This window comes from Pseudomonas sp. 29, assembly GCF_002754355.1.
Lineage (GTDB): Bacteria > Pseudomonadota > Gammaproteobacteria > Pseudomonadales > Pseudomonadaceae > Aquipseudomonas > Aquipseudomonas neuropathica.
The window spans coordinates 4,591,076-4,616,854 of the sequence record NZ_PEEY01000001.1; the positions used below are offsets into that span (position 1 = coordinate 4,591,076).

General features: G+C 59.8%; 27 protein-coding genes. 13 read left to right on the top strand and 14 right to left on the bottom strand.

Annotation, left to right across the window (positions count from 1 at the left end):
* Positions 1 to 133: 133 nt before the first annotated feature.
* The gene (locus tag CLU80_RS21275) at positions 134 to 568 is read left to right on the top strand and encodes a MarR family transcriptional regulator (RefSeq protein WP_016984207.1); all 435 of its coding nucleotides are present in this window, start codon (positions 134 to 136) and stop codon (positions 566 to 568) included.
* A 127-nt stretch (positions 569 to 695) separates the two neighbouring features.
* On the top strand, positions 696 to 2,465 hold the full coding sequence (locus CLU80_RS21280; protein ID WP_099759395.1) for a motility hub landmark protein FimV: 1,770 nt from the start codon (positions 696 to 698) through the stop codon (positions 2,463 to 2,465).
* Between the two features lie 121 nt (positions 2,466 to 2,586).
* On the opposite strand, the gene CLU80_RS21285 is transcribed toward CLU80_RS21280, so the two are convergent.
* The gene (locus CLU80_RS21285; RefSeq protein WP_093442619.1) at positions 2,587 to 4,776 is read right to left on the bottom strand and encodes a patatin-like phospholipase family protein; all 2,190 of its coding nucleotides are present in this window, start codon (positions 4,774 to 4,776) and stop codon (positions 2,587 to 2,589) included.
* Between the two features lie 71 nt (positions 4,777 to 4,847).
* On the opposite strand from CLU80_RS21285, the gene CLU80_RS21290 reads away from it, so the two are divergent.
* Complete coding sequence (locus CLU80_RS21290) at positions 4,848 to 5,135, top strand: Rdx family protein (RefSeq protein ID WP_093442622.1); 288 nt, start codon at positions 4,848 to 4,850, stop codon at positions 5,133 to 5,135.
* On the opposite strand, the gene CLU80_RS21295 is transcribed toward CLU80_RS21290, so the two are convergent.
* On the bottom strand, positions 5,129 to 6,022 hold the full coding sequence (locus CLU80_RS21295; protein ID WP_093442625.1) for a DMT family transporter: 894 nt from the start codon (positions 6,020 to 6,022) through the stop codon (positions 5,129 to 5,131). The genes CLU80_RS21290 and CLU80_RS21295 overlap by 7 nt on opposite strands.
* A gap of 176 nt (positions 6,023 to 6,198) precedes the next feature.
* A complete protein-coding gene (locus CLU80_RS21300; RefSeq protein WP_093442629.1) occupies positions 6,199 to 6,963 on the bottom strand; it encodes an AraC family transcriptional regulator in 765 nt (254 codons plus the stop codon).
* A 135-nt stretch (positions 6,964 to 7,098) separates the two neighbouring features.
* Between CLU80_RS21300 and CLU80_RS21305 the strand changes: the two genes are divergently transcribed.
* Positions 7,099 to 7,914 carry a UDP-2,3-diacylglucosamine diphosphatase gene (locus CLU80_RS21305; RefSeq protein ID WP_007919701.1) on the top strand — a complete coding sequence of 272 codons (816 nt, stop codon included), beginning with the start codon at positions 7,099 to 7,101 and terminating at the stop codon, positions 7,912 to 7,914.
* Positions 7,915 to 8,030: 116 nt separating this feature from the next.
* Here the strand turns inward: CLU80_RS21305 and CLU80_RS21310 are convergent, their stop codons facing one another.
* Positions 8,031 to 8,621 carry an HD domain-containing protein gene (locus CLU80_RS21310; protein ID WP_099758314.1) on the bottom strand — a complete coding sequence of 197 codons (591 nt, stop codon included), beginning with the start codon at positions 8,619 to 8,621 and terminating at the stop codon, positions 8,031 to 8,033.
* Positions 8,622 to 8,635: 14 nt separating this feature from the next.
* Complete coding sequence (locus tag CLU80_RS21315) at positions 8,636 to 8,947, bottom strand: Mpo1-like protein (protein WP_093442638.1); 312 nt, start codon at positions 8,945 to 8,947, stop codon at positions 8,636 to 8,638.
* A gap of 164 nt (positions 8,948 to 9,111) precedes the next feature.
* On the opposite strand from CLU80_RS21315, the gene CLU80_RS21320 reads away from it, so the two are divergent.
* Positions 9,112 to 10,173 (top strand): AraC family transcriptional regulator, encoded by a 1,062-nt coding sequence (locus CLU80_RS21320; protein ID WP_202894563.1) that lies wholly within the window; start codon positions 9,112 to 9,114, stop codon positions 10,171 to 10,173.
* On the opposite strand, the gene CLU80_RS21325 is transcribed toward CLU80_RS21320, so the two are convergent.
* On the bottom strand, positions 10,130 to 11,584 hold the full coding sequence (locus CLU80_RS21325; protein ID WP_099758316.1) for a TrkH family potassium uptake protein: 1,455 nt from the start codon (positions 11,582 to 11,584) through the stop codon (positions 10,130 to 10,132). The two genes, CLU80_RS21320 and CLU80_RS21325, sit on opposite strands and share 44 nt — an antisense overlap.
* A gap of 121 nt (positions 11,585 to 11,705) precedes the next feature.
* Here CLU80_RS21325 and CLU80_RS21330 point away from each other — a divergent pair, with 121 nt between their 5' ends.
* Complete coding sequence (locus tag CLU80_RS21330; RefSeq protein ID WP_099758317.1) at positions 11,706 to 12,272, top strand: nitroreductase family protein; 567 nt, start codon at positions 11,706 to 11,708, stop codon at positions 12,270 to 12,272.
* A gap of 303 nt (positions 12,273 to 12,575) precedes the next feature.
* On the opposite strand, the gene CLU80_RS21335 is transcribed toward CLU80_RS21330, so the two are convergent.
* From CLU80_RS21335 to CLU80_RS21365, 6 genes are all read right to left on the bottom strand, one after another.
* Positions 12,576 to 13,916, bottom strand: a complete 1,341-nt coding sequence (locus CLU80_RS21335; RefSeq protein WP_099758318.1) for a sensor histidine kinase — start codon at positions 13,914 to 13,916, stop codon at positions 12,576 to 12,578.
* Positions 13,917 to 14,090: 174 nt separating this feature from the next.
* Positions 14,091 to 14,540: a Spy/CpxP family protein refolding chaperone gene (locus CLU80_RS21345; RefSeq protein WP_007919681.1), complete on the bottom strand. Its 450-nt coding sequence runs from the start codon at positions 14,538 to 14,540 to the stop codon at positions 14,091 to 14,093.
* Positions 14,541 to 14,769: 229 nt separating this feature from the next.
* A complete protein-coding gene (locus CLU80_RS21350) occupies positions 14,770 to 15,447 on the bottom strand; it encodes a response regulator transcription factor (protein WP_093439526.1) in 678 nt (225 codons plus the stop codon).
* Positions 15,448 to 15,454: 7 nt separating this feature from the next.
* Entirely contained in the window at positions 15,455 to 15,865 is a 411-nt protein-coding gene (locus CLU80_RS21355) for an SH3 domain-containing protein (RefSeq protein WP_099758320.1), read from the bottom strand.
* 149 nt (positions 15,866 to 16,014) lie between these two features.
* Positions 16,015 to 16,314, bottom strand: coding sequence for a YciI family protein (locus CLU80_RS21360; RefSeq protein WP_007919677.1), 300 nt, complete (start codon positions 16,312 to 16,314; stop codon positions 16,015 to 16,017).
* A gap of 1 nt (position 16,315) precedes the next feature.
* Positions 16,316 to 16,915 (bottom strand): septation protein A, encoded by a 600-nt coding sequence (locus tag CLU80_RS21365; protein ID WP_099758321.1) that lies wholly within the window; start codon positions 16,913 to 16,915, stop codon positions 16,316 to 16,318.
* 87 nt (positions 16,916 to 17,002) lie between these two features.
* Between CLU80_RS21365 and CLU80_RS21370 the strand changes: the two genes are divergently transcribed.
* The 6 genes from CLU80_RS21370 to rluB all read left to right on the top strand — a co-directional run bounded on the left by CLU80_RS21370 (position 17,003) and on the right by rluB (position 22,042).
* The gene (locus CLU80_RS21370; protein ID WP_099758323.1) at positions 17,003 to 17,866 is read left to right on the top strand and encodes a PHP domain-containing protein; all 864 of its coding nucleotides are present in this window, start codon (positions 17,003 to 17,005) and stop codon (positions 17,864 to 17,866) included.
* A gap of 13 nt (positions 17,867 to 17,879) precedes the next feature.
* Positions 17,880 to 18,509 carry an L-threonylcarbamoyladenylate synthase gene (locus tag CLU80_RS21375; RefSeq protein WP_093440143.1) on the top strand — a complete coding sequence of 210 codons (630 nt, stop codon included), beginning with the start codon at positions 17,880 to 17,882 and terminating at the stop codon, positions 18,507 to 18,509.
* Positions 18,510 to 19,331 (top strand): segregation and condensation protein A, encoded by an 822-nt coding sequence (locus CLU80_RS21380; RefSeq protein ID WP_024012074.1) that lies wholly within the window; start codon positions 18,510 to 18,512, stop codon positions 19,329 to 19,331.
* Between the two features lie 11 nt (positions 19,332 to 19,342).
* Positions 19,343 to 20,329 (top strand): SMC-Scp complex subunit ScpB, encoded by a 987-nt coding sequence (gene scpB / locus CLU80_RS21385; RefSeq protein ID WP_093439535.1) that lies wholly within the window; start codon positions 19,343 to 19,345, stop codon positions 20,327 to 20,329.
* Between the two features lie 143 nt (positions 20,330 to 20,472).
* Positions 20,473 to 20,664 carry a DUF1289 domain-containing protein gene (locus tag CLU80_RS21390; RefSeq protein WP_034153249.1) on the top strand — a complete coding sequence of 64 codons (192 nt, stop codon included), beginning with the start codon at positions 20,473 to 20,475 and terminating at the stop codon, positions 20,662 to 20,664.
* A gap of 154 nt (positions 20,665 to 20,818) precedes the next feature.
* Positions 20,819 to 22,042 carry a 23S rRNA pseudouridine(2605) synthase RluB gene (gene rluB, locus CLU80_RS21395; protein WP_099758324.1) on the top strand — a complete coding sequence of 408 codons (1,224 nt, stop codon included), beginning with the start codon at positions 20,819 to 20,821 and terminating at the stop codon, positions 22,040 to 22,042.
* A 218-nt stretch (positions 22,043 to 22,260) separates the two neighbouring features.
* Here the strand turns inward: rluB and CLU80_RS21400 are convergent, their stop codons facing one another.
* Together CLU80_RS21400 and CLU80_RS30310 are read right to left on the bottom strand one after the other, a co-directional pair.
* Entirely contained in the window at positions 22,261 to 23,226 is a 966-nt protein-coding gene (locus CLU80_RS21400) for a M29 family metallopeptidase (protein WP_099758325.1), read from the bottom strand.
* 71 nt (positions 23,227 to 23,297) lie between these two features.
* Positions 23,298 to 23,435, bottom strand: coding sequence for a hypothetical protein (locus tag CLU80_RS30310; protein ID WP_003222780.1), 138 nt, complete (start codon positions 23,433 to 23,435; stop codon positions 23,298 to 23,300).
* 893 nt (positions 23,436 to 24,328) lie between these two features.
* On the opposite strand from CLU80_RS30310, the gene CLU80_RS21405 reads away from it, so the two are divergent.
* Entirely contained in the window at positions 24,329 to 25,747 is a 1,419-nt protein-coding gene (locus tag CLU80_RS21405) for an amino acid permease (protein ID WP_093439548.1), read from the top strand.
* Positions 25,748 to 25,779 lie beyond the last annotated feature (32 nt).

The following is a 25,779-nucleotide window of genomic DNA, read 5'->3' on the forward strand; positions in this document are numbered from 1 at the left end:
CGGGAGGGCTAGGGTGAGGGGCTCTCAAGATGTAACGATTCAGTACAGACCGCCACTTGCCTATAACTGCAGCTCATGCTTAGCTGGCTAATAATTAGATTTTCTTTATTTTCAGTCTAACCGTGAGTGTTTTATGCCGTTAACCGATCAACACCGCTTTGGCATGCAACTGGCCCAGATGTCCCGTGGCTGGCGTGCCGAACTGGACCGCCGACTGGCCGGACTGGGACTGTCCCAGGCGCGCTGGCTGGTGCTGCTGCACCTGGCGCGTTTTGAAGAGGCGCCGACCCAACGTGAGCTGGCGCAGAGCGTTGGTGTCGAAGGTCCGACCCTCGCTCGCTTGCTCGACAGTCTGGAAAGCCAGGGCCTGGTGCAACGCCAGTCCGTGATGGAAGACCGCCGGGCGAAAAAAATCGTCCTCTGTGCACCGGCCCTGCCACTGATCGAACAGATCGAAACCATTGCCACACAACTGCGTCATGAATTGTTCGAAGGCGTCGACGAGGCGGATTTGAAGGTGTGCATGCGGGTTCACGGGCACATTCTGGGCAACCTGGAAAAATCTTGAGGCACATCCACGTGCCGTATCTTTGAGAGATCGCGCTGAGCCGACTATAAGAACTACTGGGCAATATCGTGTTCGTACCGGATGTGCGAACGCATAGAAGTCGGTTTTGCTTATTTAAGGGATGCTCATGCTCGCAAGTCGGCACGTGGTACTGCGCGGTGGCGCCAAATGGCTGCTGGCCGCTGGCGTATTCAGCTATTCGGCCTGGTCGATGGCTGTGGGGCTGGGTGATATCACCGTTCATTCAGGTCTCAATCAGCCGCTCAAGGCCGATATCGCGTTGGTCGATGTTGGCGGGCTGACGCCAAACGATCTGACGGTGCGCCTGGCCACGGCGGATGAATTCGCCGAGGCCAGGGTCGAGCGGGTGTTCTTCCTCAACGACCTCAAGTTCATCCCGATCCTGCATGGTAATCGCCAGATGATCCGGGTCACGTCAAGCAAACCAGTCAACGAACCTTTTCTGAATTTCCTTGTGCAGCTCAATCAGCCCAATGGCCGTTTGCTGCGTGAGTACACGGTGTTGATCGACCCTCCGGGTTCGCCGGGTATCGTGCCGGCCACTGATGAACCGGATCCGCGTGCACAATCTTCCGCGTTTCCCAGCGTCGAGCCTGTTGTCGCAGCGCCGCAGGCACCTCAGGCCAAACGCGATGCCGTGCCCGCGCCAACGCCTGCAAATCCGCCGGCCAACGATGCACTCGCCGAGCAACTGGCTGCCAGTGTCTTACTCAATCAGCAATTGCAAAAGAGCGTCGATGAGCTGAACGCCAAACTGCAGACGCAGGATGTGCAGATTGCCGCTGGCAAGAAGCAGATTACTGAGCTGCAAACGCAATTGACCGAACTCAGGAAAGCCCCGCCACCGACCGAAGTCGCTCCGGCACCTGCCCCGGTTGTGGTACCTGTCGAGTCCACAGATGACGGTTTGAACTGGCCATTGTTCGGGGGCCTGTTGCTGTTGCTGGGGGCCTTGGCCGGTCTGTTTGTGCACCGTCGACGGCAACAGTCGCAACAGGCTGATCGACCGCTGCCACAGTTGCCGCAGGGCGAGGAACCTGAGGTAGATGAAGTCGAAAACGCAGAGTCTGTCAGGGCTCACACCTCAACCCAACACCGTGAAGAACCGGCAGCGGGCGATGTGCTGGAGGCAGTAGCAATCTATCTGGCCTACGGCCGCTTGGGCGAAGCTGCTGGGTTATTGCGCGACGCTTTGCACAAGGAGCCGGAGCGCACCGATATCGGTTTGCAGTTGCTCGAAGTCCTGGGACGCCAGGGTGACAGCGCCGCGTATGAACAGCAGGAAAGTCAGTTGTGTGAACAAGGCGTAGATGCCCAGACGTTACAGGACGTTCGTGTTCGACATCCGAAACTGGCGGGTGCCGCACCGTTGGCCGCGGCGGCGCCCGTCATTGCGCTGGCGCCTGCTGTCACGGCCCAACCGGCACCTGAAGATGATTTCGAGTTGAATCTGGGAGAGCTGTCGATGGATTCCAGTTGGGATCTGGAAGACAGCCGCACGGCCACTACTGAGCCAACGGCAGACACCTCGGCGCTGGGCTCCAGCCTGAAAATACTGCCGCAGGATTTTGAACTGCCGGAAGCGGCCGGCGAGGACGCCGAACTTGAGTGGATCCCTGAGCCGGACGCCGAGCCGCTGGATGAAGATTTTCTCAATGAGTTTGCCGATGCCGAGCCGTCTCTGGTGTTGCAACCGTTGGACTTGCACGCAGCTGAGCCGCTACACGATGAAAACTCTGGAAAACTCGAACAAGCGCAGACCTGCATTGATGACGGTGACATCGACAGTGCGATTGCGCTGCTTAACGAGTTACTCAAGGAAGGCGATGAGCCTTTGAAGCAAACGGCGCGAACGTTGTTGGCGGGGATTCGCTAATACCCGATTGATTTGCGGTGGCGCTGATATCGTTTTCGCGAGCAGGCTCGCTCCCACAATTGGAATGCGTTCCCCTGTGGGAGCGAGCCTGCTCGCGAAGACGGATTGTCAGGCGACCTGATCAGAAGGTCTGGCCAAGGTTCAGATAAACCGCCTGCTCATTCGCATCATTCAACCCGTAACTGAAATTCAACGGCCCCAGCGGCGTGTCAAAACCAATGAACACGCTGGCGGCGTTGATGTAGCCACTGTCGAACTCATTGTCGTTGTTCCACGCCCGCCCACGCTCCAGCGAGGCGCCGGCATACAGCGGAAAGTCCAGCGGCAGATACGAGCGCGGCGTCAGCCGGCGGTAGTACACCGCGCGCATCAGGCTGACGTTCTGCCCGGAAATCGCGTCTTCACGGAACCCCGACAATTGCCGCGCGCCGCCGAGCAGGAAGCTCGACGTCACCACATTGGCATCGTCCAGCGTACGCCCGTAGCGCCCGCCGAGAATCAGCGTGTCCGGGCCACGGCTCATGGCTTTGTCGAGTTTGAATTCCCATTGTCGATAGCGCGTATCCGAACCCAGCCCCGGTTCGAACTGCATCAGCGTCAGGCTGACGTCCTTGCCTTCGTGAGGGAAGTAGACGTTATCCAGTGAGTCGTACGAATATTTCAGCGCATAGAAGCCTTCGTTGAAGTTTTCACTCGGCAGATCCTGATCACCAATGCGCACATCGGCCTTGCCCCAGGCCTCGCCGACACCGAACCGCACTTCGCCGTTGTTGCCGATCTGGCGACCGAAGTTAAGGCCGAAACCGTAGCGCTCGACGCGGTACTGTGCGATCGGATCGTTGTCGAGCACCGCTTCAACGTTCTGCGCCTCGAACGAGGCGTACGGTGCGACGAAGTAACGCGAGCCAACGTCCAGCGGTTGATAGAACTCGGTATACAGCTCTTGTTTATCGCCAATCTGCGCGCGTGTCAGCCATTCCGCGCCGAGGCGGTTGATGCCGTTGATGCGGTAACTGGCACCGAGGTTGAAGGCGCTATCGCCGCGCATGTCGTCGGACAGATTGAGACCGACCCGCAGGTAATCGGTACCGCTGCGCTTGCCCCGGGCACTGATCACCAGTGTGTGGTCCTGGCCCTTGTGCACCACGCGGTACTGCACTTGTTCGAAGTAGTCGAGGCCATACAAGGTGCCCATGTCCGAGTGCAATCGCCCCAGGTCCAGCGGCTCGCCGATGTGCTGGCGGATGTAGTAGCGGATCACGTCGTCATCGACTTTCGAGTCGTTTTCGACACGGATCGCGGTAATGATCGGCGTGCGCTGCCCCGGGGAACGGGCGGCAGCAAGTTCGGCGTCTTGGGATTCCTCGGGTTTGAGCACGGCGAGGCGCGCATCGAGGATGCGGGTCGCGCGGTAACCTGCGTCGATCATGTCCTGGGCTTTACCGAAATCGGTGACACCGTATGCGGCCAGCGCAGGCTGGATCAGCACATCGGAGGATTTCAGCGCGGCCAGTTGTTCTTCGGAATTACTGCGGGTCATCAGGGTGATCGACTGGTTCAGCACATCGACCACGGTGGTCAGTTGCTTGCGGTTGCGCAGCGGTGTGCCGATGTCGACGACGATGGCCACGTCAACGCCCATTTCCCGTGCGACATCCAGCGGGATATTGTCGGTCATACCGCCGTCCACCAACAGCCGGCCGTCGAGCTCGACCGGGGCGAACACCGCCGGGATCGACATGCTGGCGCGGATCACCTGAGGCAAGTGGCCTTTGCGGAACACCACTTTTTCGCCATTGGCAATGTCGGTGGCCACAGCGCGGAACGGGATCGGCAGTTTGTCGAAATCCCGGGTATCGCTGGTGTGGGCCAGCAGGCTTTCCAGCAGCAGCGCGAGGTTCTGGCCCTGAATCACACCCAGAGGCAGGCCGAGACTGCCGTCGTCGCGAAAGCTGAGTTTCTGTTTCACCAGAAAGTCGCGGTCATCCTGTTTGCGTCGAAACGGCACGTCCTCGCGCGGCGGGGCGTCGGACAATGCGGCTTGCCAGTCGATGTTCAGCGCGAGTTTTTCCAGCTCATCGATCTTGTAGCCCGAGGCGTACAGGCCGCCGACCACCGCGCCCATGCTGGTGCCGGCAATCGCATCGATTTTGATGCCTTGTTCTTCGAGGGCTTTGAGCACGCCGATGTGCGCCAGACCACGCGCAGCACCGCCGGACAGCACCAGGCCGACTTTCGGTCGCGGCGCGTCACTGGCGTGAACAAACAGTGGAAGCAAACCAAGCAGCAGGCAGAACAGCAAACGGCGCATTGTGAGTCTCGGGACAAGCGATAAAGCCGGCTATTATAGCGGCGCCCTCTGTCTCAGGAGTTTCAGCGAACATGACTGTCGCAAAAGCAGAAGTTGTCATCACCTATTGCACCCAATGCCAGTGGCTGCTGCGCGCGGCGTGGCTGGCGCAGGAACTGCTCAGCACCTTTGGCGATGACCTCGGCAAAGTCTCCCTGGTGCCCGGCACCGGCGGGGTATTTCACATCACCTGCGACGGCGTGCAGATCTGGGAACGCAAGGCTGATGGCGGTTTTCCCGAGGCTAAGGTGTTGAAGCAGCGGGTTCGCGATCAGATCGATCCTGACCGCGACCTCGGTCACAACGACCGCACTCAGTGAGACGCAGCCTCGGCGGCGACGGTTTTCTTGTCGGCATGGCCGGACATCCGCGCTGACACGACGATGGCAACAATGATCAACGCACCGCCGATCAACATCTTCGACGTCGGGTTTTCATTGAACAACAGCCAGGCGACGGTGATGCCGTAGACTGGCTCCAGCGCAAACACTACCGCCGCCGTGCGCGCCTTGATCACCGCCAGACTGGCCACAAACAGGCTGTGGGCGACGCCGGTACAGAACACCCCGAGCAGGGCGATCCACAGCCAGTCGAGTGCGCGTACTTCGCTGAGTAGCGGTGCTGCAACCGGCAGCAGACACAGCGCCACCACGACGTTTTGACACAACGCCGCCTGTACCGCCGGGATGCGCCCGGAGCTGGCGCGGTTGGTCAGCGACAATAGCGAAAAGAGCAGCCCCGAAAGCACTGACCAGAGCAAGCCGATGGTCGCACCGCTGCCGAGATCGAAGGCCGGGGTCACCAGAATCAGGCCGATGCTGACCAACACCACCAGCAGTATTTCATTGGCGCGGATGCGTTCACGGAAGATCAGCCCTTCGAGAATCACCGTGAAGGCCGGGAAACTGGCAAAACCCAACGTCGCGATGGCGACACCGGCGATCTTCACAGACAGAAAGAAACTCACCCAGTGCCCGGCCAGCAACACGCCGCTGAGGGCGAGGCGGCGCCAGTCCACGGCCTGAAGTTTCTGCCAGCCTTGCTGGCTGGCGAAACGGGCGAAAAATGCCAGGGCGAGTACGGCGAAAGCCGCGCGTCCAAAGACGATCACAGCGGGGGACGCGGCAGCGAGTTTGCCGAACACACCCGTCAGGCCAAACATCAAAGCACCGATATGCAGAGCGCCGAGGGCGGTACGCGGAGTCATTGCAATCCTTAATCCAGACACGGTTTCTTGTGATTGATACGCTCTGCGTGGGAATGCCTCTAGGGACGCTCTGCGTCCAGTGACGCGGAGCGTCACGGGCTACATTCCCACGCAGAGCGCGGGAACGATCAATAAGTCCATTGAACCCTGTATCGGCCTACAAGTCTGTCGGCAGACTATCGTCGTTTGTCGCAGGAATCGCGCCGAAGCTGGCCGGGCGATGCGCTGAACTCACGTAGGATCGCGGCCGAGAAAGCGCTCTGCGAGCTGTAGCCGACGCGACTGGCAACTTCGCCGATCGGCAGGGCGGTGTCGCGGAGCATTTGCACGGCCAGATGCAGGCGTCGGCTGCGGATGTAATCCATCGGCGTCTGCCCGCATTCGGCCATGAACCGCGCATGCAGACGCGCGCTGGACAATCCTGCCACCCGTGCCAGATCGGCGACTTGCAGCGGATACGCGGCGTATTGCTCGATGTGCGCATCCAGTGCGGCATAGGGCAGGCGGCGAATGGCGTGTTCCGCAGGTTGCGCGTGATTCAGACTGGCCAGCAGCAACACCGCGCCTTGCTGGGCAATCAATGGATCGCTGACCGGACTGTTTGCCAGCCAGCTGACCAACTGACTTTGCCCCGAATCCAGCGACAAGCGCGCCGGTTGATCGAGCAGACGATGGCTGGCGTCGGCATGTTCGCCCAGTGAATCCGTCAGCCATTGGCCGTTCGGGATATCCAGTACCAGACAGCGGCTACCATTGGGACTGCCGCAGGCATGATGAGCGCCGGAAGGGATAACTACAAAACTCTGCTGACGCACCTGACTGCCACTGCCCTCGACCTCGAAATCCAGCGCACCGGACAGCCCGAACACCAATTGCGCGTGGTCGTGGCTGTGGGCGATCAAATCGTGGGTGTACTGGCGCAGGGTGAGGATCGGTCGCATGGCAGGTCGTCTCCGAAGTGGTCGTCAGTCTACACCGGCGCACACCGGATGCGTTGTCACAGGACTGACTCACGCTTGTCATGGTCGATTAACCGGGCGCGCGCACAGTGGCGAAAACATCGCAGAGGGTTGCCCATGACCAGCGCCGAGCTCGCCCGACCCAGTCGTAAACAACGGGTGCGAACCCTGTGGATCTCCGACGTGCACCTGGGCACGCGGGATTGCCAGGCCGAGCACTTGTCGCAATTTCTCAAGGGCTACCATGCCGACAAGATTTACCTGGTTGGCGACATCATTGACGGTTGGAAGCTACGCGGCGGCATGTACTGGCCGCAGGCGCATACCAACGTGATCCGCCGCTTGCTGACCATGAGCAAGCGCGGCACCGAGGTGATTTACGTCACCGGCAACCACGACGAATTCCTGCGTCGTTATTCGAAGCTGATTCTGGGCAATATCCAGTTGGTCGACGAAGCGGTGCATGTCACGGCGGATGGCCGGCATCTGCTGGTGATTCATGGCGATCAGTTCGATGTAATCACCCGTTATCACCGCTGGCTGGCCTTCCTTGGCGACTCCGCCTACGAATTCACTTTGACCCTCAATCGCTGGCTCAACCACTGGCGTGCGCGCTATGGCTACGGCTATTGGTCGCTGTCGGCGTACCTGAAACACAAGGTGAAGACCGCGGTGAGTTTCATCAGCGACTTTGAAGAAGCCATCGCCCATGAATGCGTGAAGCGCGAGTTGCATGGCGTGGTGTGCGGGCACATTCACCATGCCGAGATTCGTAAGGTGGGCGAGGTGGATTACCTCAATTGCGGCGATTGGGTGGAGTCGTGCACGGCGCTGATCGAACACTGGGATGGCACGATCGAGTTGTATCGGCTGGCGGATGCGCAGGCGCGGGAGGCGGAGCTGAAAGCGGCCAAAGTCGCCGAACTCGCCTAATGCTCTGGTGATTGAGAGGGCCTCATCGCGAGCAGGCTCACTCCTACAGGGGTACGCATTTCAACTGTAGGAGTGAGCCTGCTCGCGATGAACCGCGCAGCGGTTCCCGAGGATGATTACGCTGGCGAGTGTTGCTCCATCGCGGCCTTGTAAATCGAGTTCTTCGGCTGCGCAAACAACCGCTCCATCATCGGCTCGAAAAAACTCAACGGTAGCGTGTCATAGTCAGGATCAAACGCCGCCGCATCGTATTTGGCGCAAAATTCGGCCGTTGCCTGAAACTGCGGATGACCGGCGAACTGTTCACGCAGATGCCGATCCATGCCCAGGTGATGAAAGAAGTAATACCCCTGAAACACCCCGTGCTTCTCGACCATCCACACATTCTCGGCGCTGACGAACGGCTTGAGTATCGCAGCGGCAATGTCCGGATGGTTGTACGAACCCAGGGTGTCGCCGATGTCATGCAGCAAGGCACAAACCACATATTCCTCGTCGCGCCCGTCACGAAAGGCACGGGTGGCGGTTTGCAGCGAGTGGGTCAGGCGATCCACCTGGAAGCCACCGAAATCGCCTTCCAGCAGTTTCAGGTGGGTCATGATCCGTGCGGGCAACTGTTTGGCATAGGCGCTGAAGTCGGCGGCGATGATCGCCCAATCTTCTTGGGTACCGTCCTTCATATGGGTGAAGCGGGCATTGGCATTCATTGGCTGACCCTCATTCAGAACGCCACGCGACCCAGAATCATGTCGCGGTACATGACGAAGTCGCCAAGCAGGCTGTACAGCGGATGCTGGAAAGTCGCCGGCCGGTTCTTTTCAAAGAAAAAGTGCCCGACCCAGGCGAAGCTGTAACCGGCCAGCGGCAAGGCCAATAACAACAGCCAGGCGCCCTTGGCGATGGTCAGCGCGAGAATAAAAATCACCAGTGTCGTACCGATGAAATGCAGGCGCCGGCAGGTGCTGTTGCTGTGTTCGCTGAGGTAATACGGATAGAACTCAGCGAAGCTGTTGAAATGTTTGATGTTTTCCACGACCGCGTTCTCTGTGGTTATTGTTCTGGCGACGAGTTGTGCTGCGGGTAGCTTATTTGAGTCTAGAGTGATCATTGGCGTGGGCCAGTGACAATCGGCGCCACTTTAGTATCCTTCGCAAATCGGGCCGTAACATGCGGCCCATCATGTAAAAGAAAAACGCCATGAGCGAACGAACGACTTCTGCAAGCTGGGCGATGGGGATTGTCAAAGCATTGGAGATGGACGGCCTGGATTGCCGGGTTCTGTTCAAACAACTGGGGCTCGATTACACGGCTCTGGATGATCCGGATGCGCGCTTCCCGCAAGATTCCATGACCCGTCTCTGGCAACGGGCGGTCGAGTTATCCGGCAACCCGGCGATCGGCCTGAACATGGGCAAGGTGGTGCGACCGGCGTCTTTTCATGTCGCCGGCTACGCGTTGATGTCGAGCAATACCCTCGCCGAAGGCTTTCAACGGCTGGTGCGCTATCAGCGCATCATCGCCGAGAGCGCCGATCTGAGTTTCCGATTGCTTGATGAAGGTTATGCGCTGATTCTGACCGTGCACGGTGACCATCTGCCGCCGACCCGGCAAAGCGCCGAAGCCTCGCTGGCCTGTGCGCTGGGCCTGTGCGGCTGGTTGACCGGACGCACGTTGCACCCGGTCAAAGTGCTGGTGCAGGGCGCCGAACCCGAGGACCTGGAACCCTACAAACAAGCCTTCCACGCGCCGCTGATGTTCAACGCGCCGTATGACGCGCTGATCTTCGAACGCGCCGACATGGAAGCGCCGCTGCCGACAGCCAACGAAGCGATGGCGCTGTTGCACGACCGCTTTGCCGGGGAATATCTGGCGCGGTTTTCCGAAAGCCGCGTGACCCACAAAGCGCGACAGGTGCTGTGCCGTTTGCTGCCGCAAGGTGAGCCGAAGCGCGATACTGTGGCGCAGACTCTGCATTTATCGCAGCGCACTTTGCAGCGCCGCTTGCAGGAGGAGGGCACCAGTTTTCAGCAGTTGCTCGATGACACCCGCCGCGAACTGGCCGAGCAGTATCTGGCGCAACCGAGCATGACGCTGCTGGAAATCGCTTATCTGTTGGGATTTGCCGACCCGAGCAACTTCTTTCGCGCGTTCCGCCGCTGGTTCGACACCACGCCCGGCGATTACCGGACGCGGTTGTTGCAGGCGCCGAGCGCGGTCAGTGACGCCAAAAGGCCGGAATACACAGTACAAACACCGTAATGATCTCCAGCCGGCCGAGCAGCATGCCGAACGACAGGATCCACTTGGCCGCATCCGGCAGGGTGGCGAAGTTACCTGCCGGGCCGATGGTTTCGCCCAGGCCCGGGCCGACGCCGGACACGGTGCTGGCAGCGCCGGTCAACGCGGTCATCCAGTCAACGCCAAGCAGCGACAGGAGCAGGGCGATCACGCAGATGGTGATGGCGAAGAAGAACGAAAAGGTCAGAATCGAACGGACGATCTCTTCGTCGAGACGGTGGCCGTTGTACTTCTGTTTGATCACCGCACGCGGGTGAATCAGTTGGTTAAGGTTGGCCTTGAGCAAGATGTAGGCGACCTGGAAACGGAAGATCTTGATCCCGCCCGCCGTCGACCCGGAACAGCCACCGACAAAACCCAGATAGAAAAACAGCATCAGCGAGAAGTTACCCCACAGGCTGTAGTCGCCGAGGGCGAAACCGGTGGTGGTGACCACCGACGTCACGTTCAGCGCTACGTGGCGTAGCGCCTCCAGCCAATGCAAATTGGTCGTCCACCAGTACCAGGTGCCGAGCACCAGCCAGGTCATCAGCAGCATACCGAGCAAACCCTGTACTTGCTGATCCTTGATCAGCGCCTTGCGGTTGCCGCGCAACGTCGCCACGTACAGGGTGAACGGCAGGCTGCCGAGAATCATGATGACGACTGCGACCCAGTGCACCGCCGGTTGCGTCCACTTGGCCAGCGACTGGTCGGAGGTCGAGAACCCGCCGGTGGAAATCGCCGACATCGCGTGGTTGATCGCGTCGAACGGACTCATCCCGGCCCACCAGAACGCCAGGCTGCCAAGGATGGTGATGCCGACATACGCTGCCACAATCAGGCGCGCCACCATGTGCGAGCGCGGCATGACCTTTTCCGAGCGGTCCGAGGATTCGGTCTGGAACAGGCGCATGCCACCGATGCGCAGCAGCGGCAGAATCGCCACCGCCATGCCGATAAAGCCGATGCCGCCGAGCCAGTGCAGCAGCGAGCGCCACATCAGAATGCCCGGTGACATGGTGTCGAGCCCGCTGAGTACGGTCGAGCCGGTCGCGGTGATGCCGGACATGCTTTCGAAAAACGAGTCGGTGTAGCTGATGTGCTGGGTCAGCAGAAACGGCAGCGCAGCAAAAATGCACACCACCAGCCAACTGCTGACCGTCAGCAGGTACATGTCGCGCGGGCGCAGGTGAATGTGTTCCGGTCGGCCGGGAATCACCAGCGCGAGGCCGGCGACGAAGGTGATCATGCTCGCCCAGAGGAACGACGGCAGATCACCGGTGCGCTCGAAAATCACCAGGGTGGCCATAGGCACGACCATGGCCACAGCCAGGGTGATCAGGAAGATGCCGATGATGAAACCAATGATCCGTAAGGTCGGCAACGCCATGAAGTCCGCTCGGGCTGATGTGGGAAGGGCGCCATTCTACCCGTGGGGCAGGGCATGTAAACCGGCATCCTGTTGGCAGATACAGCTAGAATAGCCGCACATATTTTTCAGGAGGTGGCCGATGCAGGCTCTCGACGCGTTGCTCAACCGTGTTTCCGTTCCACGACTGGTCGAACCGGCCCCCACTGCCGAGCAGCGCGAAGCCCTGTTTGGCGCCGCGTTGCGCGCGCCGGATCACGGGCATTTGCAGCCGTATCGCTTCCTGACGGTCGAAGGCGCGGCACGCGAGCAAATGGGCGAGTTGCTGGCGCAAGCTGCGCAAATGCAGGAAGGCGAAGTCACTGAAGCGATGATCGACAAGGCCCGTAACGGTCCGCTGCGTGCGCCGCTGGTGGTTGTGGTGATCGCCAAGTTGCAGGAACACGTCAAGTACCCGAAGGCCGAGCAGTTGCTGGCGGCCGGATGTGCGGCGCACGGGATTTTGCTGGCGGCGTATGCGCAAGGGATTGGTGCGGTGTGGCGTACGGGTGATCTGGCTTATTCGAAACATGTCGCCCAAGGCTTGGGGCTGGCGGAAGGCGAAGAGGTCATCGCGTTTCTCTACCTCGGCACGCCGCAGAAAGAGCCGCGTGTGGCGGAAAAGGTTGATCTGGCCGAGTTCGTCAGTGCCTGGCCCGCCAACGCCTGAAGATCAAAAGCCCCTCACCCTAGCCCTCTCCCAGAGGGAGAGGGGACTGATTGGGGGATGCTGTAGAGGTACGCCGACCTGAAAGTGCTCGGCTGAATCCAGAGTCGATAACGGCTCCAATGCATTTCGAGTTCGGAGTCGATAACGGCTCCAATGCATTTCGAACCCAGAGTCGGCGACGATTCACGTGCCTTTCTGGCCCATAATCGACTCGGTGTTTCAGGTCGATGTCTGACGCAAGACACCTCGGTCGGCCCCCTCTCCCACCGGGAGAGGGCTGGGGTGAGGGTAGTTTTTAGGCTCTTAAAGTTGCACCACCGCTCCGGGCACCAACGGCAATTCCAGGCTGGCAATAAACCCACCCTGCGGATGATTGGCCAGCGTCAAACTCCCACCATGCCGCTCCGCCGCCCTTCGCGCAATCGCCAGGCCCAAACCGTGTCCCGCCGCCGTCTGTCCCGGCGCCCGGTAAAACGGCTCGCCCAACTGGCTCAAATGTTCAGCCTGCACCCCCGGCCCATGGTCGCGCACGCTCACGATGATTTTTTCACCCTGACGTGAAGCCTGCATTTCAATCGGCTGACCTTCCGGGTTGAAGCGCTGGGCGTTGCGCAGCAGGTTATCGACGGCGCGCTCGATCATGGTCGGCCAGCCTTTCAGATTCAGCTGCGGTTCGGCATCCAGACGCACGATCTGCTCGGGCGATCCCAGTTTTGCGTCCTTCTGCAAGAGGCCGAGCAACGCATTCAGATCCACGTCTTCAGCACTGGCGTTGTCGGCATCGACCCGCGCCAATACCAGAATTTCACTGATCAACGCTTCCAGCCGATCACACTCGCGCGTCAGGCGTGGCCAGAGTTTCTCGCGTTCTTCAGGGTTGGCGCGTTCGGCCAGGGCCAGGGCGATACGCAGCCGCGCCAACGGTGAGCGCAATTCGTGGGAAACGTCGCGCAACAGCTGTCGCTGGCTGCCAATCAGGCTTTGCAGGCGCGCGCCCATGCGGTTGAAATCGTTGGCCAGCACGCCAAATTCGTCGCGGCGGTTGGCCAGTTTCGCCAAGCTGTTCTGCTGATAAGTGGTCTGCCCGAGATCATGCACCGCGCCGCGCAAACGGCTGAGCGGGCGGGTGATGGAGAAGGTCACCAGCAGACTGAAAAGGGTCAACACCACCAGCGCAATCCCCAGCGCACTCAATGGCCAAAGCAGGCTTTCGCGGTGCCAAGAGTCGAGTTCCGGATGCGGGATGCGGTAGATGAACAGGTAGGTGTCACCGGTTTTTTCGCTGGTGAATTCATCGGTCAGACGTCGCCATGGCAGACGCCGGTCATCATTGTTCTGGCGGGCTTCGAACGCGGCTGCGCGGCGCGGGAAGGTGCCGCGAACCACCGGGTCGCCGGATTCGTTCAGCACCTGAACATCGATGTGATATTGGCGTTTGCGCTGTTCGAGGATGTCCTGGGCAGCTTCCTCGCCCTGGGCTTCGTAGGTTTGTGTCCATTCGCCGGCGAGGGTGTTGAGGCCCGGATGGCGACTGAGGATCCACGCGTCCTGGTTGAGCATGTGCCCGAGCAGAATGGACAGCCCGGCCACCAGAGCGATGGCCAGCCAGAAGCTCGCGAGAATACGCCAGAACAATGAACGCACAGAAAATCCTCAGAACAAACGCAAATCCCTGTAGGAGTGAGCCTGCTCGCGATAGCGGTGAGTCAGACAAGTATTCGTTGACTGACACACCGCTATCGCGAGCAGGCTCACTCCTACATTGGATCGGTGGAAAAAGACCCGGCGGTGTTTAGCCGTCGGGTCCGGGTCAGAACATTATTGCGCCTTTTGTGCCTGTTGCGCTTTCCACGCCTTGAACTCGGCCCATTCTGCGCGACGCTCGGCCTGTTTTTTCTGGATCTCGTCGAATTTCTTCTGTTGATCCGGTTTCAGCAGCGCCCGAACATCGGACTCGGCTTTCTTGTGGTTGGCGGCCATCTCGTCCTTCATGGCTTTCTGGTCAGCCGGCGAGAGTTTTTCCAGATACTTGTCGACCACTTGCTTACGCTCGTGCATCTGCTCGCCCATGATCTTGCGGATCTGTTCGCGCTGTTCGCGGGACAGGTCGAGTTGGCTGTACGGGCCTTTGCCGTGCATGCCGTGCATCTGACCGCCGTGGCGTGGGCCGTCGAGCGGGCCACCCATCGGGCCACCGTCTTGCGGCATGGCCATGGCGACGGTTGGCAGAGCGGCAGCGAACATCAGAGCGATAAGAGTCTTGCGCATGGTGTATCTCCTTGTCTCGTTCCCGGTACGTTCCGGATGAGTTCAGATTACGGAGATCAAGGTCAGCGGCGGTCAGCACTGCGTAAAGCTTCGGTAAAGACACTCGAGCGCTGACCTGACAAACACACCCTGTAGGAGTGAGCCTGCCCGCGATAACGGTGTATCGGGCAAGAACATGTCGACTGACACACTGCTATCGCGAGCAGGCTCACTCCTACAATGGGGAGCCTCAGAGGCTGTAGTAGTAACCACGGCTGCGCAGCGCGACGATGCGTGGGCGACCGTCGGGATGCGGGCCGATTTTCTTGCGCAGGTTGCTGACGTGCATGTCGAGGCTGCGGTCGTACAGGGTCAGCTTGCGGCCGAGGGCGATCTGCGCCAGTTCCTGTTTGTCCAGCGGCTCGCCGGGTTGCTTGAGCAGGGCTTCGAGCAGACGGCTTTCGGAAACGGTGAGGGTCAGTTCTTTCTCGTCGATGCTGACCACGCCGCGCACCGGACTGAAACTCAGATCGCCCAGCTCAAGCTGCGTCGAGACTGCCGCCGGATGGCTGCGGCGCAGTACGGCGCGCAGGCGGGCGGTCAGTTCTCGTGGGTCGCAGGGTTTGGCCAGATAATCGTCGGCGCCCAGTTCCAGACCGAGGATGCGATCCAGCGGCTCACCCCGGGCCGAAAGCATCAGCACCGGCAGATCGGCGTGGTCGTTGCGCAGTTGTTTGAGCAGTTCCAGACCGCTGCCATCGGGCAGCATCACATCCAGCACCACCGCCGCCGGGGCCGTTTCGGCCAACGCCTTGCGTGCACTCTGGCCATCGTGGCAGGCGCGCACATGGAAGCCTTCCTGGCTCAGCCAGCTACTCAGGAGTTCGCACAACTCCTGGTCATCATCAATCAGTAACAGCTCGCTCATGACTCACTCAATTTAGCCATTGCCGACGTTTTCGGCTTGCTCCACTGGCAAAGATACCGCAGAGCAGCGCCAATAGCGCTACTCCGGCGCCCGTGACGAACCATTGCTGCTGATCAGTCAGCAGACGCGGCAGCGGGCTGGCCTGGGCTTCCTTGAGTTGCAGCTTGAGACGCTGGTTCTCCTGGCGCAACCGGGCGAGCTGGGCGCTTTCACGGGTATTGTCGGCATTTTGCAGTTGTTTGCTCAGTTCTTCCCGTTGCTGCTCGCTGGCCTTGAGGCGCTGCTGCAACTCGGTGATCTGGCTGCCGGCGCTTAACGACAATGGCGTGGAATTGCCGCCTTCGGTGGTTTCCTCACCATGGGCGGGTGCCATGATCGACAACGTGACCAACATCAGACACAACGGACCCTTGCGCATCGCGACACCTGTTTCCAAATGGATATTGGGCAGGTTGTCGGCAGGCAAACGAGAATAATGAGCGATTGAGAGCAGCAAGAACCAGGAAGGTTCATTGCATGAGGCAGTGTCGCGAGTGATGAGGGGTAAATCCCCTCATCACCGGACGTTTAAGGCAGGACTTGCTTGAACGGCTTGACGACCACGTTGGCGTAGACACCCGCGGCGATGTACGGATCAGCATCGGCCCATGCCTGCGCAGCGCTGAGGGAATCGAATTCGGCGACGATCAGGCTGCCGGTGAAACCCGCAGCGCCCGGATCATTGCTGTCGACGGCCGGGTGCGGGCCGGCCAATACGATGCGGCCTTCGCCCTTGAGCGCTTGCAGGCGTTCCAGATGCGCAGGGCGCGCGGCCAGGCGTGCTTCCAGCGAATTGGCGACGTCGGTGGCAATGATGGCGTAGAGCATGTCAGTCCTCGGTTTTTGGTGTTGTTGGGGTATCGGCATCGTGCAGATGACGCGACAGGTAAATGCCCTGTGCGACCAGGAATACCAAGGTCATGCCCAGGCTGCCGAACACCTTGAAGTCCACCCAGTAGCTCTGGAAGGTGAAGGCGACGAACAGGTTGGCAGCGCCGCAGAACAGGAAAAAGCCGATCCAGGCGATGTTCAGGCGGGTCCAGACCGGATCCGGAAGGCTCAGTGCGTGGCCCATGATGCGTTTGATCAGCAGGCGGTCACCGATGAAGTGGCTGCCGATGAAGGCGACGGCGAACAGCCAGTTGACCACCGGGGCTTTCCACTTGAGGAAGGTCTCGCTGTGGAAGGCCAGCGTCAGGCTGCCGAAAACCAGGCAGGCAATCAGGGTCAGCCATTGGCTCTTTTCCAGCTTGCGCTGTTTGATGAACAACGCGCCGTACACCACCAGGGAACTGATGATCAGCATCGCCGTGGCGCTGTAAATACCGCCTACAGTCACTTCATGGCCAGCGATGTCGACGACCCGTGGATCAAGTTTGTAAACGATGAAGAACAGCAGAAGCGGGATGAAATCGATGAATTGTTTCACAGTGAGAGCCAGAAGCTGGATGTGGCGGCATAATAACAAACATATGGGCGCGCGATAGCGCCAGCTGATTTGAGGTTACAACTCCCCGTGAATGTTGATTTGCATTGCCATAGCACGGCCTCCGATGGCGCCCTCGCGCCTGCGGTTCTGGTTGCGCGTGCGTTCGAGAACGGCGTGCGAGTCCTGGCGTTGACTGACCACGACACCCTCGAAGGCCTCGCCGAAGCGCGCACGGCCGCCAACGAATTGGGCATGCAACTGGTCAACGGCGTCGAATTGTCCTGCACCTGGGGCGGTGCGACGATTCATGTGTTGGGCTACGGTTTCGACGTCAACGCCACACCGTTGGTCGAAGCGATTGCCAGATTGCACGATGGCCGCTGGCTGCGGTCGGAAGAAATAAGCCGCAAGCTCGCCCTCAAGGGCATGCCCGGTGCCCTCGAAGGTGCCCGGCAGGTCCAGCAGGAACTGGGTGACAGTGGCAACGCCCCGGCCCGTCCGCATTTCGCCGACTGGATGGTGCGTGAAGGTTTTGTAAAGGATCGCGCCGAAGCCTTCCGCAAGTGGCTCGGCGCCGGCAAGCTCGGTGACGTCAAATTGCACTGGCCGACGCTGGAAGACACCGTCGCTACGCTGCGCGCCGCCAATGCCTGGGTCAGCCTGGCGCATCCGTGGCACTACGATTTCACCCGCAGCAAGCGCCGAAAGCTGATTGCCGACTATATTCAAGCAGGCGGGCATGCGATCGAGGTGGTCAATGGCCATCAGCCTGCGGAACAGGTCGGCAGCCTGGCAATCCTTGCCCGTGAGTTCGGTCTGCTGGTCAGCGCCGGCAGTGACTTCCATGGCCCTGGCGGCTGGTCAGAGATCGGCCAGTACCGGCCGGTTCCCGAGGACCTTCCACCCCTGTGGTGTCGGTTCAAACATGACACAGATATTGCCGCCGTCTGAACAGGTAGAAAATGTGAGTCAATTTTTCCAGATACATCCGGAAAACCCACAAGCGCGCCTGATAAAACAGGCGGTCGAAATCATCCGCAAAGGCGGGGTGGTGGTTTATCCCACGGATTCTTCCTACGCCATCGGCTGCCAGATCGGCGACAAGACAGCCATCGAGCGCGTGCGCCGTTTGCGTCAACTCGATGAAAAGCACAACTTCGCGCTGATCTGCAGCGACCTGTCGCAACTGGGCAACTACGCGAAGATCGACACCGGCACCTTCCGCATTCTCAAGGCGCATCTGCCGGGGCCTTACACCTTTATTCTCAACGCCACCCGCGAAGTGCCGCGTCTGTTGCTGCATCCGAAGAAGCGCACCATCGGTCTGCGTGTGCCGAGCCATCCGATCGCGCTGGCGCTGCTGGCCGAACTCGGCGAGCCGCTGATGAGCGTGACCCTGATCATGCCCGGCGACGAAGACCCGCTCAGCGATCCTTACGAAATGCGCCAACTGCTTGAACACCAAGTGGACTTGATCATCGACGGCGGTTTCGGCGGCATCAAAGCCTCCACCGTGATCGACCTGACCGGCGACGACCCTGAAGTGATCCGCGTTGGTTGCGGCGACCCCGCGCCGTTCATGGTCGAGGCCTGAATGTCCGCAGTGGAAACCGTTGTCGATCCCCAGGCTGGCGCTCAGCAGGAACTGCCGTTTGCCATGGTCTATGGCCAGGCAGTCATGGAGATGCCGCTGGACCTGTACATCCCGCCGGATGCGCTGGAAGTCTTCCTTGAAGCCTTCGAAGGCCCGCTCGACCTGCTGCTGTACCTGATCCGCAAACAGAACATCAACATCCTCGATATCCCGGTGGCGGAAATCACCCGCCAGTACATGGGTTATGTCGAGTTGATGCAGTCGGTGCGTCTGGAGCTGGCCGCCGAGTATCTGGTGATGGCCGCGATGCTCGCCGAGATCAAGTCGCGCATGCTTCTGCCGCGCGCTGAAACCGTCGAAGACGAAGAAGACGACCCGCGTGCCGAACTGATCCGCCGCTTGCAGGAATACGAGCGTTTCAAGGCGGCCGCCGAAGGCATCGACGGCTTGAGCCGGGTTGGCCGCGATGTGATCGTGCCCAAGCTCGACGCCCCGGAAGCCCGGGCGCGCAAGCTGTTGCCGGATGTGGCGCTGGAAGAGATTTTGATGTGCATGGCCGAAGTGCTGCGCCGTGGCGATATGTTTGAAAGCCACCAGGTCAGCCGCGAGGCGCTGTCCACGCGCGAGCGCATGAGTGATGTGCTGGAACGGCTCAAGGGCGGCGGTTTTGTGCCGTTCGTCGAGCTGTTCACCGCCGAAGAAGGGCGGCTGGGTGTGGTGGTGACCTTTATGGCGATCCTTGAACTGGTCAAGGAATCCTTGGTCGAGCTGGTGCAGAATGAGCCGTTCGCCGCGATCCACGTGCGAGCCCGAGCCGAATAACGAGTCGAAACATGAACCTGACTGAACCCCGCGAGCTGGCCCCCCTGCTTGAAGCCTTTCTGTTGGCCTCGGGAAAGCCGCAATCCCTTGAGCGCCTGTTTGAACTGTTTGAAGAAGGCGAACGGCCCGAGCCTGCGGTCTTCAAGAAAGCCCTGACCCTGTTGGGCAAGTCCTGCGAGGGCCGTGCTTTCGAGCTCAAGGAAGTCTCATCGGGCTATCGCTTGCAGATCCGCGAAAAGTTTTCGCCGTGGGTCGGCCGCTTGTGGGAAGAGCGCCCGCAGCGTTACTCCCGCGCCTTGCTCGAAACCATCGCGCTGATTGCCTACCGTCAGCCGATCACCCGTGGCGAGATCGAAGACGTGCGTGGCGTGGCGGTGAACAGCAATATCGTCAAGACCTTGCTGGAGCGCGAGTGGATTCGTGTTGTTGGTTACCGCGATGTGCCGGGCAAACCGGCGATGTTTGCCACCACCAAGATGTTTCTCGATCACTTCAACCTGAAGAACCTCGAAGACCTGCCGCCGCTGGCCGAATTGCGCGAAATGGAAACCGACCCGGTGCTCGATTTCGACGACGCTCCGGTGCCGCAGGGTTTGCAGGAGTTGGCCGACGCCAGCGCCGAGCCGGAAGAGGAGAAGGAAGAGACCAGTTTCCATACCTTGCTGCTGGAGCTGGACAGCATGGAGGAGGGGATCAAGACCGACTTCGACGATTTGCTGCGAGATGCGGCGGATGGTGAGGCGGGCGACAGTGACGCGCCGACGACCGAGCCTGAAACCGAAGTCGCTGAGCCAGCGATTGAAGTTGAACTTGAAGCCGAGCCAGAAGCCGAACCGGAAGAGGACATTCTTGGCGTCGCCGAAGCCCGCGAAAAGCTGTTGGCCGCCGTCGCCGCGCTCGAACAACCCGCGCCAGAACCCGAGCTGAGCGAAGAAGAAGCCGAAGCCCGCGCCTTGGCCGAAGCCATCGAAGCCGAACGCCGCGAGTTCGAAGACTGATCCGATCCCAAGAACACCGCAAACCCCTGTAGGAGTGAGCCTGCTCGCGATTGCGGTGTGTCAGTCGACATCTTCTTGGCAGATACACCGCAATCGCGAGCAGGCTCACTCCTACAGGGGATTTGTGTGTTTCTGGAGTAGATATGAGTTCAACAAAAGACCCGTGCATCAGCCTCTGCAAATTCACCGACGACATCTGTCTCGGCTGCGGCCGCAGCAAGCGCGAAATCAAGGCCTGGAAGAAACTCGACAAGGACGACAAGCGCAGCGTACTGGCCGAAGCCGCGCTGCGCCTGATCAAACTCGGTGGCGCCGGTCGGCGGAAAAAGAAATAACCTTGGCCTGATCGACTAGTCTCTGATGCGCGATGGCGCACATCCGCGTATGATTCGCGACCCTCCGCCGATCCCTTCGGCCGAGAACCCAGATTTCAATGCTTCAGGCGTCCAATTCAGAGCGCTTGAACAGACCACACCGGGAGGTGCCCAGATGAGCGACATCATTCAGAAAGACGACCAGGAAATCGGCCCAGCAGGCGAAAAGCTGCAGAAAGTCCTCGCCCGTATCGGCGTCGGCTCGCGCCGTGACGTGGAATCCTGGATCAGCCAGGGCCGGATCAAGGTCAATGGCAAAGACGCCACCCTCGGTCTGCGCGTCGACATGCACGACGCCATCACCATTGATGGCAAGGTGATCAAGCGCGAAGAAGCGGCCGAATCGGTCCGCCGCGTGATCATGTACAACAAACCCGATGGCGAGATCTGCACCCGTGACGACCCTGAAGGCCGTCCGACCGTGTTCGACAAGCTGCCGCGTCCGAAAGAAGGTCGCTGGATCAACATCGGTCGTCTCGACATCAACACCACCGGTCTGCTGATGTTCACCACCGACGGTGAGCTGGCCAACCGTCTGATGCACCCGTCCTACGAGATGGACCGTGAGTACGCCGTGCGCGTACGCGGTGAAGTCGACGACGAGATGATCGAGCGCCTGAAGGCCGGCGTCGTGCTGGAAGACGGCCCGGCGAAGTTCACCGACATCAAGCAGGCGCCAGGCGGTGAAGGCTTCAACCACTGGTATCACTGCGTGGTGATGGAAGGCCGTAACCGTGAGGTTCGTCGTCTGTGGGAATCGCAGGGTCTGGTGGTCAGCCGTCTGAAGCGCGTGCGTTTCGGTCCGGTGTTCCTCAACTCCGACCTGCCGATGGGTCGCTGGCGCGAAATGAGCCAGTACGAAGTCGACATCCTCAGTGCTGAAGTCGGCCTGACGCCGGTAGCGATGCCGCAACTGAACGCCAAGAGCAAAGACAAGCTTGAGCGCATGCAGCGCAAATCGTCGCGGCCGATGGCCAAGACCGAGCGCGTGCGCACCCTGCGTCCAGCCGCTGGCGCGCCGACCGGCCCACGCCCGAGCCGTGAGCCGCAGATCGAAGGCGAGCGCCCAGGTCGCAAGCCAGTTGCCGCCCGTGACGGCGAGCGCGCTCCGCGTCCGGCCAACGGTCGCACTGAACGTGGCGAGCGTGGTGCACCTGCCGGTCGTGGCACGCCTGTGGCGGATCGTCCAGCGGACACCACCAACAAGCGCCCGGCCAAACCTGCGCCGAAGCGTCCGGGGATCAAGCTGGTTGACGGTGACAAGCCGTCGGGCAAGCGTCGTGGCGCACCGGCCGGTTCCGGTCAGCGTCCGGGGTTTGGTCGCAAGAAGCCGGAATAAGGCAGCTGCGAGCTTCTAGCGGCAAGCTTCAGGCTAAAGCAAAAACGCCAACCTCAGGGTTGGCGTTTTTTTTCGTCTGATGAAAGGTATGTAGCGCCTGGCAGGGCCTCTTCGCGAGCAAGCTCGCTCCCACATTGGACCTGTGTCGTACACAAATCCCCTGTGGGAGCGAGCTTGCTCGCGAAAGGGTCGGTAGCTTCAATAAAGAAATCTTGGGGCTAGAACACAAAGCGTCCATCAAACACAGGTTTATCATCCAGCGCCAAAACACCGCCCGAGAAGATCAGGTCCAGGTGGTGACTGCCCTTGGCCCCGCCGCCCAGTCCCAGATGCAAGCCACAATGCCGCTCCTCAAACCCGGCATTACGCGCATACAAATCCTTCACGCCTTCATTGGTGCCAATCCCCAACTCCTCAATCCGCCTGTTCGACGGATTGGCGTCCAGATACTTGTTGAAATCATGCTCCAGCCCCGGCACCTCCGTGGCGATGCGGCTGATAGTCGAATTCTCGATCCATAGCTCCAACGGCGATTCCAGTACGCCGTATTTGCGCGCAAACGGGATGGTGCTGAGGAACGTGCCCTTGAATTTCACATGGCCATTGATGGCTTCGCTGTGCGTGGCGATTTCGCCGGGGGCCAGGTCGAAGTTGCCGATGCCGTTGATATCGGTCCACTTCTTGATGCTGCTCAGCGGCGTTTCAAACCATGAGCCGTCATCGTCTTTGAAACTCAGCGTGGTCGCCTGGGACATACGCTGGATCAGGTGACTGTTCAGGCCAGCAATGCGCTGCGGCGTGACGCTGAAGGTGTCATAGAAATAATCGCCGTAATCCTTGAACAGCAGCGACTTCTTCCAGTTCTCCGCCATCACCGCTTGCAGCGCGCGGACGAACTCCGGGCCGTCGGGGCGTGGGTTGGGCAAGGTGGAAGAGTCGTAGAAGAAAATGTACAGATCGCTGTCGGTGATTGCCGAGGTCAGCGTTGCAGTGCTGTCCAGGTCCAGACGTCGGCTGCTGAACTGGAAACGAGGATGATCGCCTGCCTGTTCGGCGATCGCGCCGGTCAGCGCTTCGTAATCAGCCGTGTGGCCGAGCAATACCTTCGCCGAGTCGAGACCGGCAAGGGCGGGGTGGTGTTCGAGGTAGTAAAGGAAATGCGAGATCGCGCGGGGCTTATCCATGAATCCTCCCTGACTGACCGTGTAGAAAGCGGCAGGCACGACCGGCCGGATCGTGCCTGCCCGGAGATGTCTTACAGAGGCCACATCGCCGTGCCGAACGGAACTACCGCGTCGGCTTGCATCATTTCTACAGCCGCCTCGTGGGTCGGTGCTTCAAACCATTCGTCCAGTTGCAGTTCGGTATCCAAGTCTTTTTCCAGTGCTTGCATGGTCGATCTCCTAGATGACATTCACGGTTGTGACTGGCCGGTCGAGGTGGCCGGCAAGACGTGAAGAACCTAGTTCAGGGTTTTTTGTAATGCAAAAAATTATTCATTTAATTTTTAAATAGACTTTTTATTCTGTTTTTCGGCGGCAGTTTTCTTATTTGAAAACAAAAAACTAAACGGCACGTTTCATTAGCAAGCTAGCTACCGTCAATTTGCAGACGTCTGACAGATATTTCTGAAATGGAAATTCTGCGTTACGCGTCGTAAAGAAATGTTTACAAAAAAGCCGGTAAAACCGAGGGAAACCAACCCGTCATGATTGCTGTAAGGAAAAGCTGCCGAAGCCTGCTCCGCCGCGGGCCGGACAAGGCTCTGGCGCGCTTGTTTCAGCGCCGTTTGCAGGGTGAGATGCGCCTCATGCCTGTCGTGCAGGTGCATAACAAGAAGGAGGCGCAATGAACGCCGTGACTGATCTCCATCTCTCTCCGTGGGACGATTTTTTCCTCGTCCACGCCGATGGCCTGCAAAGGCCTGACTCAATTTTTGCAGCCGCTCGAGTGACTCGAGGCGGACACACGCAATCCCGGCAACCGCCACGCTGATCCAGCGGGGTCTGGCAGCAGGGGGTTAGCGGTGTACAATGCGCCGCGTTTTAACTGTGACCCTCTGCGTAATCGCGCAAATCTCAAGGCTATCCGCCTTGTTCACTCCGTGGCGCCACAAGCGTTTCGGGTTCGATTTCGTCACAGATAAAAACAAACAGGTGACGCATGACCGTTGTAAATAAGCTGAACTCCTGGTGCCTGCGCTGGGGTTTGATCGGGGCTGCCTGAAATCGCAACCTTGCAGCAACGTCTACTGAACACCATCAAACCTTGCGTGAGACCTTTTTCATGAGTGGACAACCCTCGCAATCAGGCGAGCTGAAACGCGGCCTGAAAAATCGCCATATTCAACTGATCGCCCTCGGTGGCGCGATCGGTACCGGATTGTTCCTCGGCTCGGCCGGGGTACTGAAATCCGCCGGCCCGTCGATGATCCTCGGCTACGCCATTTGCGGCTTCATCGCCTTCATGATCATGCGCCAGTTGGGCGAGATGATTGTCGAAGAGCCGGTGGCCGGTTCCTTCAGCCATTTCGCGCACAAGTATTGGGGCGGCTTTGCCGGGTTCCTGTCCGGTTGGAACTGCTGGATCCTGTACATTCTGGTGGGCATGTCGGAGCTGACCGCGGTCGGCAAATACATTCACTACTGGGCGCCGGATATCCCGACCTGGGTTTCTGCAGCGGCTTTCTTCGTGCTGATCAACGCGATCAACCTGGCCAACGTCAAAGTCTTCGGTGAAGCCGAGTTCTGGTTCGCGATCATCAAGGTCGTCGCGATCGTCGGCATGATTGCGCTGGGTAGCTACCTGCTGGTCAGCGGCAACGGCGGCCCGCAAGCCTCGGTGAGCAATCTGTGGTCGCACGGTGGTTTCTTCCCGAACGGTGTGAGCGGTCTGGTGATGGCCATGGCGATCATCATGTTCTCCTTCGGCGGTCTGGAAATGCTCGGTTTCACCGCCGCTGAAGCGGACAAGCCGAAAACCGTGATCCCGAAAGCGATCAATCAGGTGATCTACCGAATCCTGATTTTCTACATCGGTGCACTGGTGATCCTGCTGTCGCTGACGCCATGGGACAGCCTGTTGGAAACCCTTAACGCGTCTGGCGATTCGTACAGCGGCAGCCCGTTCGTGCAAGTGTTCTCGATGCTCGGCAGCAACACCGCCGCGCACATCCTCAACTTCGTGGTCCTGACCGCTGCGTTGTCGGTGTATAACAGCGGCACCTATTGCAACAGCCGTATGCTGCTGGGCATGGCCGAGCAGGGTGATGCGCCGAAAGCGCTGGCGAAAATCGACAAGCGCGGTGTGCCGGTGCGTTCGATTCTGGCTTCGGCGGCAGTGACGCTGGTGGCTGTGCTGCTCAACTACCTGATTCCACAACACGCGCTGGAACTGCTGATGTCGCTGGTGGTTGCGACGCTGGTGATCAACTGGGCGATGATCAGCTTCTCGCACTTCAAGTTCCGCCAGCACATGAACAAGACCAAACAGACGCCGCTGTTCAAGGCGCTGTGGTATCCGTACGGTAACTACATCTGCCTGGCATTCGTCGCCTTCATCCTCGGCGTGATGCTGTTGATCCCGGGCATTCAGATCTCGGTGTATGCGATTCCGGTGTGGGTCGTGTTCATGTGGGTCTGCTACGTGATCAAGAACAAGCGCGGCGCGCAGCAGGCCGTGCACGCGGCAGGTGCTGCCAAGTAAGCGCTGATGCAGAAAAACAAAACCCGGCCTGA

Bases quoted from the DNA above. Each gene is read 5' to 3' on its own strand.
- CLU80_RS21275 (WP_016984207.1), top strand. From the start codon at position 134: ATGCCGTTAACCGATCAACACCGCTTTGGCATGCAACTGGCCCAGATG.
- CLU80_RS21280 (WP_099759395.1), top strand. From the start codon at position 696: ATGCTCGCAAGTCGGCACGTGGTACTGCGCGGTGGCGCCAAATGGCTG.
- CLU80_RS21285 (WP_093442619.1), bottom strand. From the start codon at position 4,776: ATGCGCCGTTTGCTGTTCTGCCTGCTGCTTGGTTTGCTTCCACTGTTT.
- CLU80_RS21290 (WP_093442622.1), top strand. From the start codon at position 4,848: ATGACTGTCGCAAAAGCAGAAGTTGTCATCACCTATTGCACCCAATGC.
- CLU80_RS21295 (WP_093442625.1), bottom strand. From the start codon at position 6,022: ATGACTCCGCGTACCGCCCTCGGCGCTCTGCATATCGGTGCTTTGATG.
- CLU80_RS21300 (WP_093442629.1), bottom strand. From the start codon at position 6,963: ATGCGACCGATCCTCACCCTGCGCCAGTACACCCACGATTTGATCGCC.
- CLU80_RS21305 (WP_007919701.1), top strand. From the start codon at position 7,099: ATGACCAGCGCCGAGCTCGCCCGACCCAGTCGTAAACAACGGGTGCGA.
- CLU80_RS21310 (WP_099758314.1), bottom strand. From the start codon at position 8,621: ATGAATGCCAATGCCCGCTTCACCCATATGAAGGACGGTACCCAAGAA.
- CLU80_RS21320 (WP_202894563.1), top strand. From the start codon at position 9,112: ATGAGCGAACGAACGACTTCTGCAAGCTGGGCGATGGGGATTGTCAAA.
- CLU80_RS21325 (WP_099758316.1), bottom strand. From the start codon at position 11,584: ATGGCGTTGCCGACCTTACGGATCATTGGTTTCATCATCGGCATCTTC.
- CLU80_RS21330 (WP_099758317.1), top strand. From the start codon at position 11,706: ATGCAGGCTCTCGACGCGTTGCTCAACCGTGTTTCCGTTCCACGACTG.
- CLU80_RS21345 (WP_007919681.1), bottom strand. From the start codon at position 14,540: ATGCGCAAGACTCTTATCGCTCTGATGTTCGCTGCCGCTCTGCCAACC.
- CLU80_RS21350 (WP_093439526.1), bottom strand. From the start codon at position 15,447: ATGAGCGAGCTGTTACTGATTGATGATGACCAGGAGTTGTGCGAACTC.
- CLU80_RS21355 (WP_099758320.1), bottom strand. From the start codon at position 15,865: ATGCGCAAGGGTCCGTTGTGTCTGATGTTGGTCACGTTGTCGATCATG.
- CLU80_RS21360 (WP_007919677.1), bottom strand. From the start codon at position 16,314: ATGCTCTACGCCATCATTGCCACCGACGTCGCCAATTCGCTGGAAGCA.
- CLU80_RS21380 (WP_024012074.1), top strand. From the start codon at position 18,510: ATGTCCGCAGTGGAAACCGTTGTCGATCCCCAGGCTGGCGCTCAGCAG.
- scpB (WP_093439535.1), top strand. From the start codon at position 19,343: ATGAACCTGACTGAACCCCGCGAGCTGGCCCCCCTGCTTGAAGCCTTT.
- CLU80_RS21390 (WP_034153249.1), top strand. From the start codon at position 20,473: ATGAGTTCAACAAAAGACCCGTGCATCAGCCTCTGCAAATTCACCGAC.
- rluB (WP_099758324.1), top strand. From the start codon at position 20,819: ATGAGCGACATCATTCAGAAAGACGACCAGGAAATCGGCCCAGCAGGC.
- CLU80_RS21400 (WP_099758325.1), bottom strand. From the start codon at position 23,226: ATGGATAAGCCCCGCGCGATCTCGCATTTCCTTTACTACCTCGAACAC.
- CLU80_RS30310 (WP_003222780.1), bottom strand. From the start codon at position 23,435: ATGCAAGCACTGGAAAAAGACTTGGATACCGAACTGCAACTGGACGAA.
- CLU80_RS21405 (WP_093439548.1), top strand. From the start codon at position 24,329: ATGAGTGGACAACCCTCGCAATCAGGCGAGCTGAAACGCGGCCTGAAA.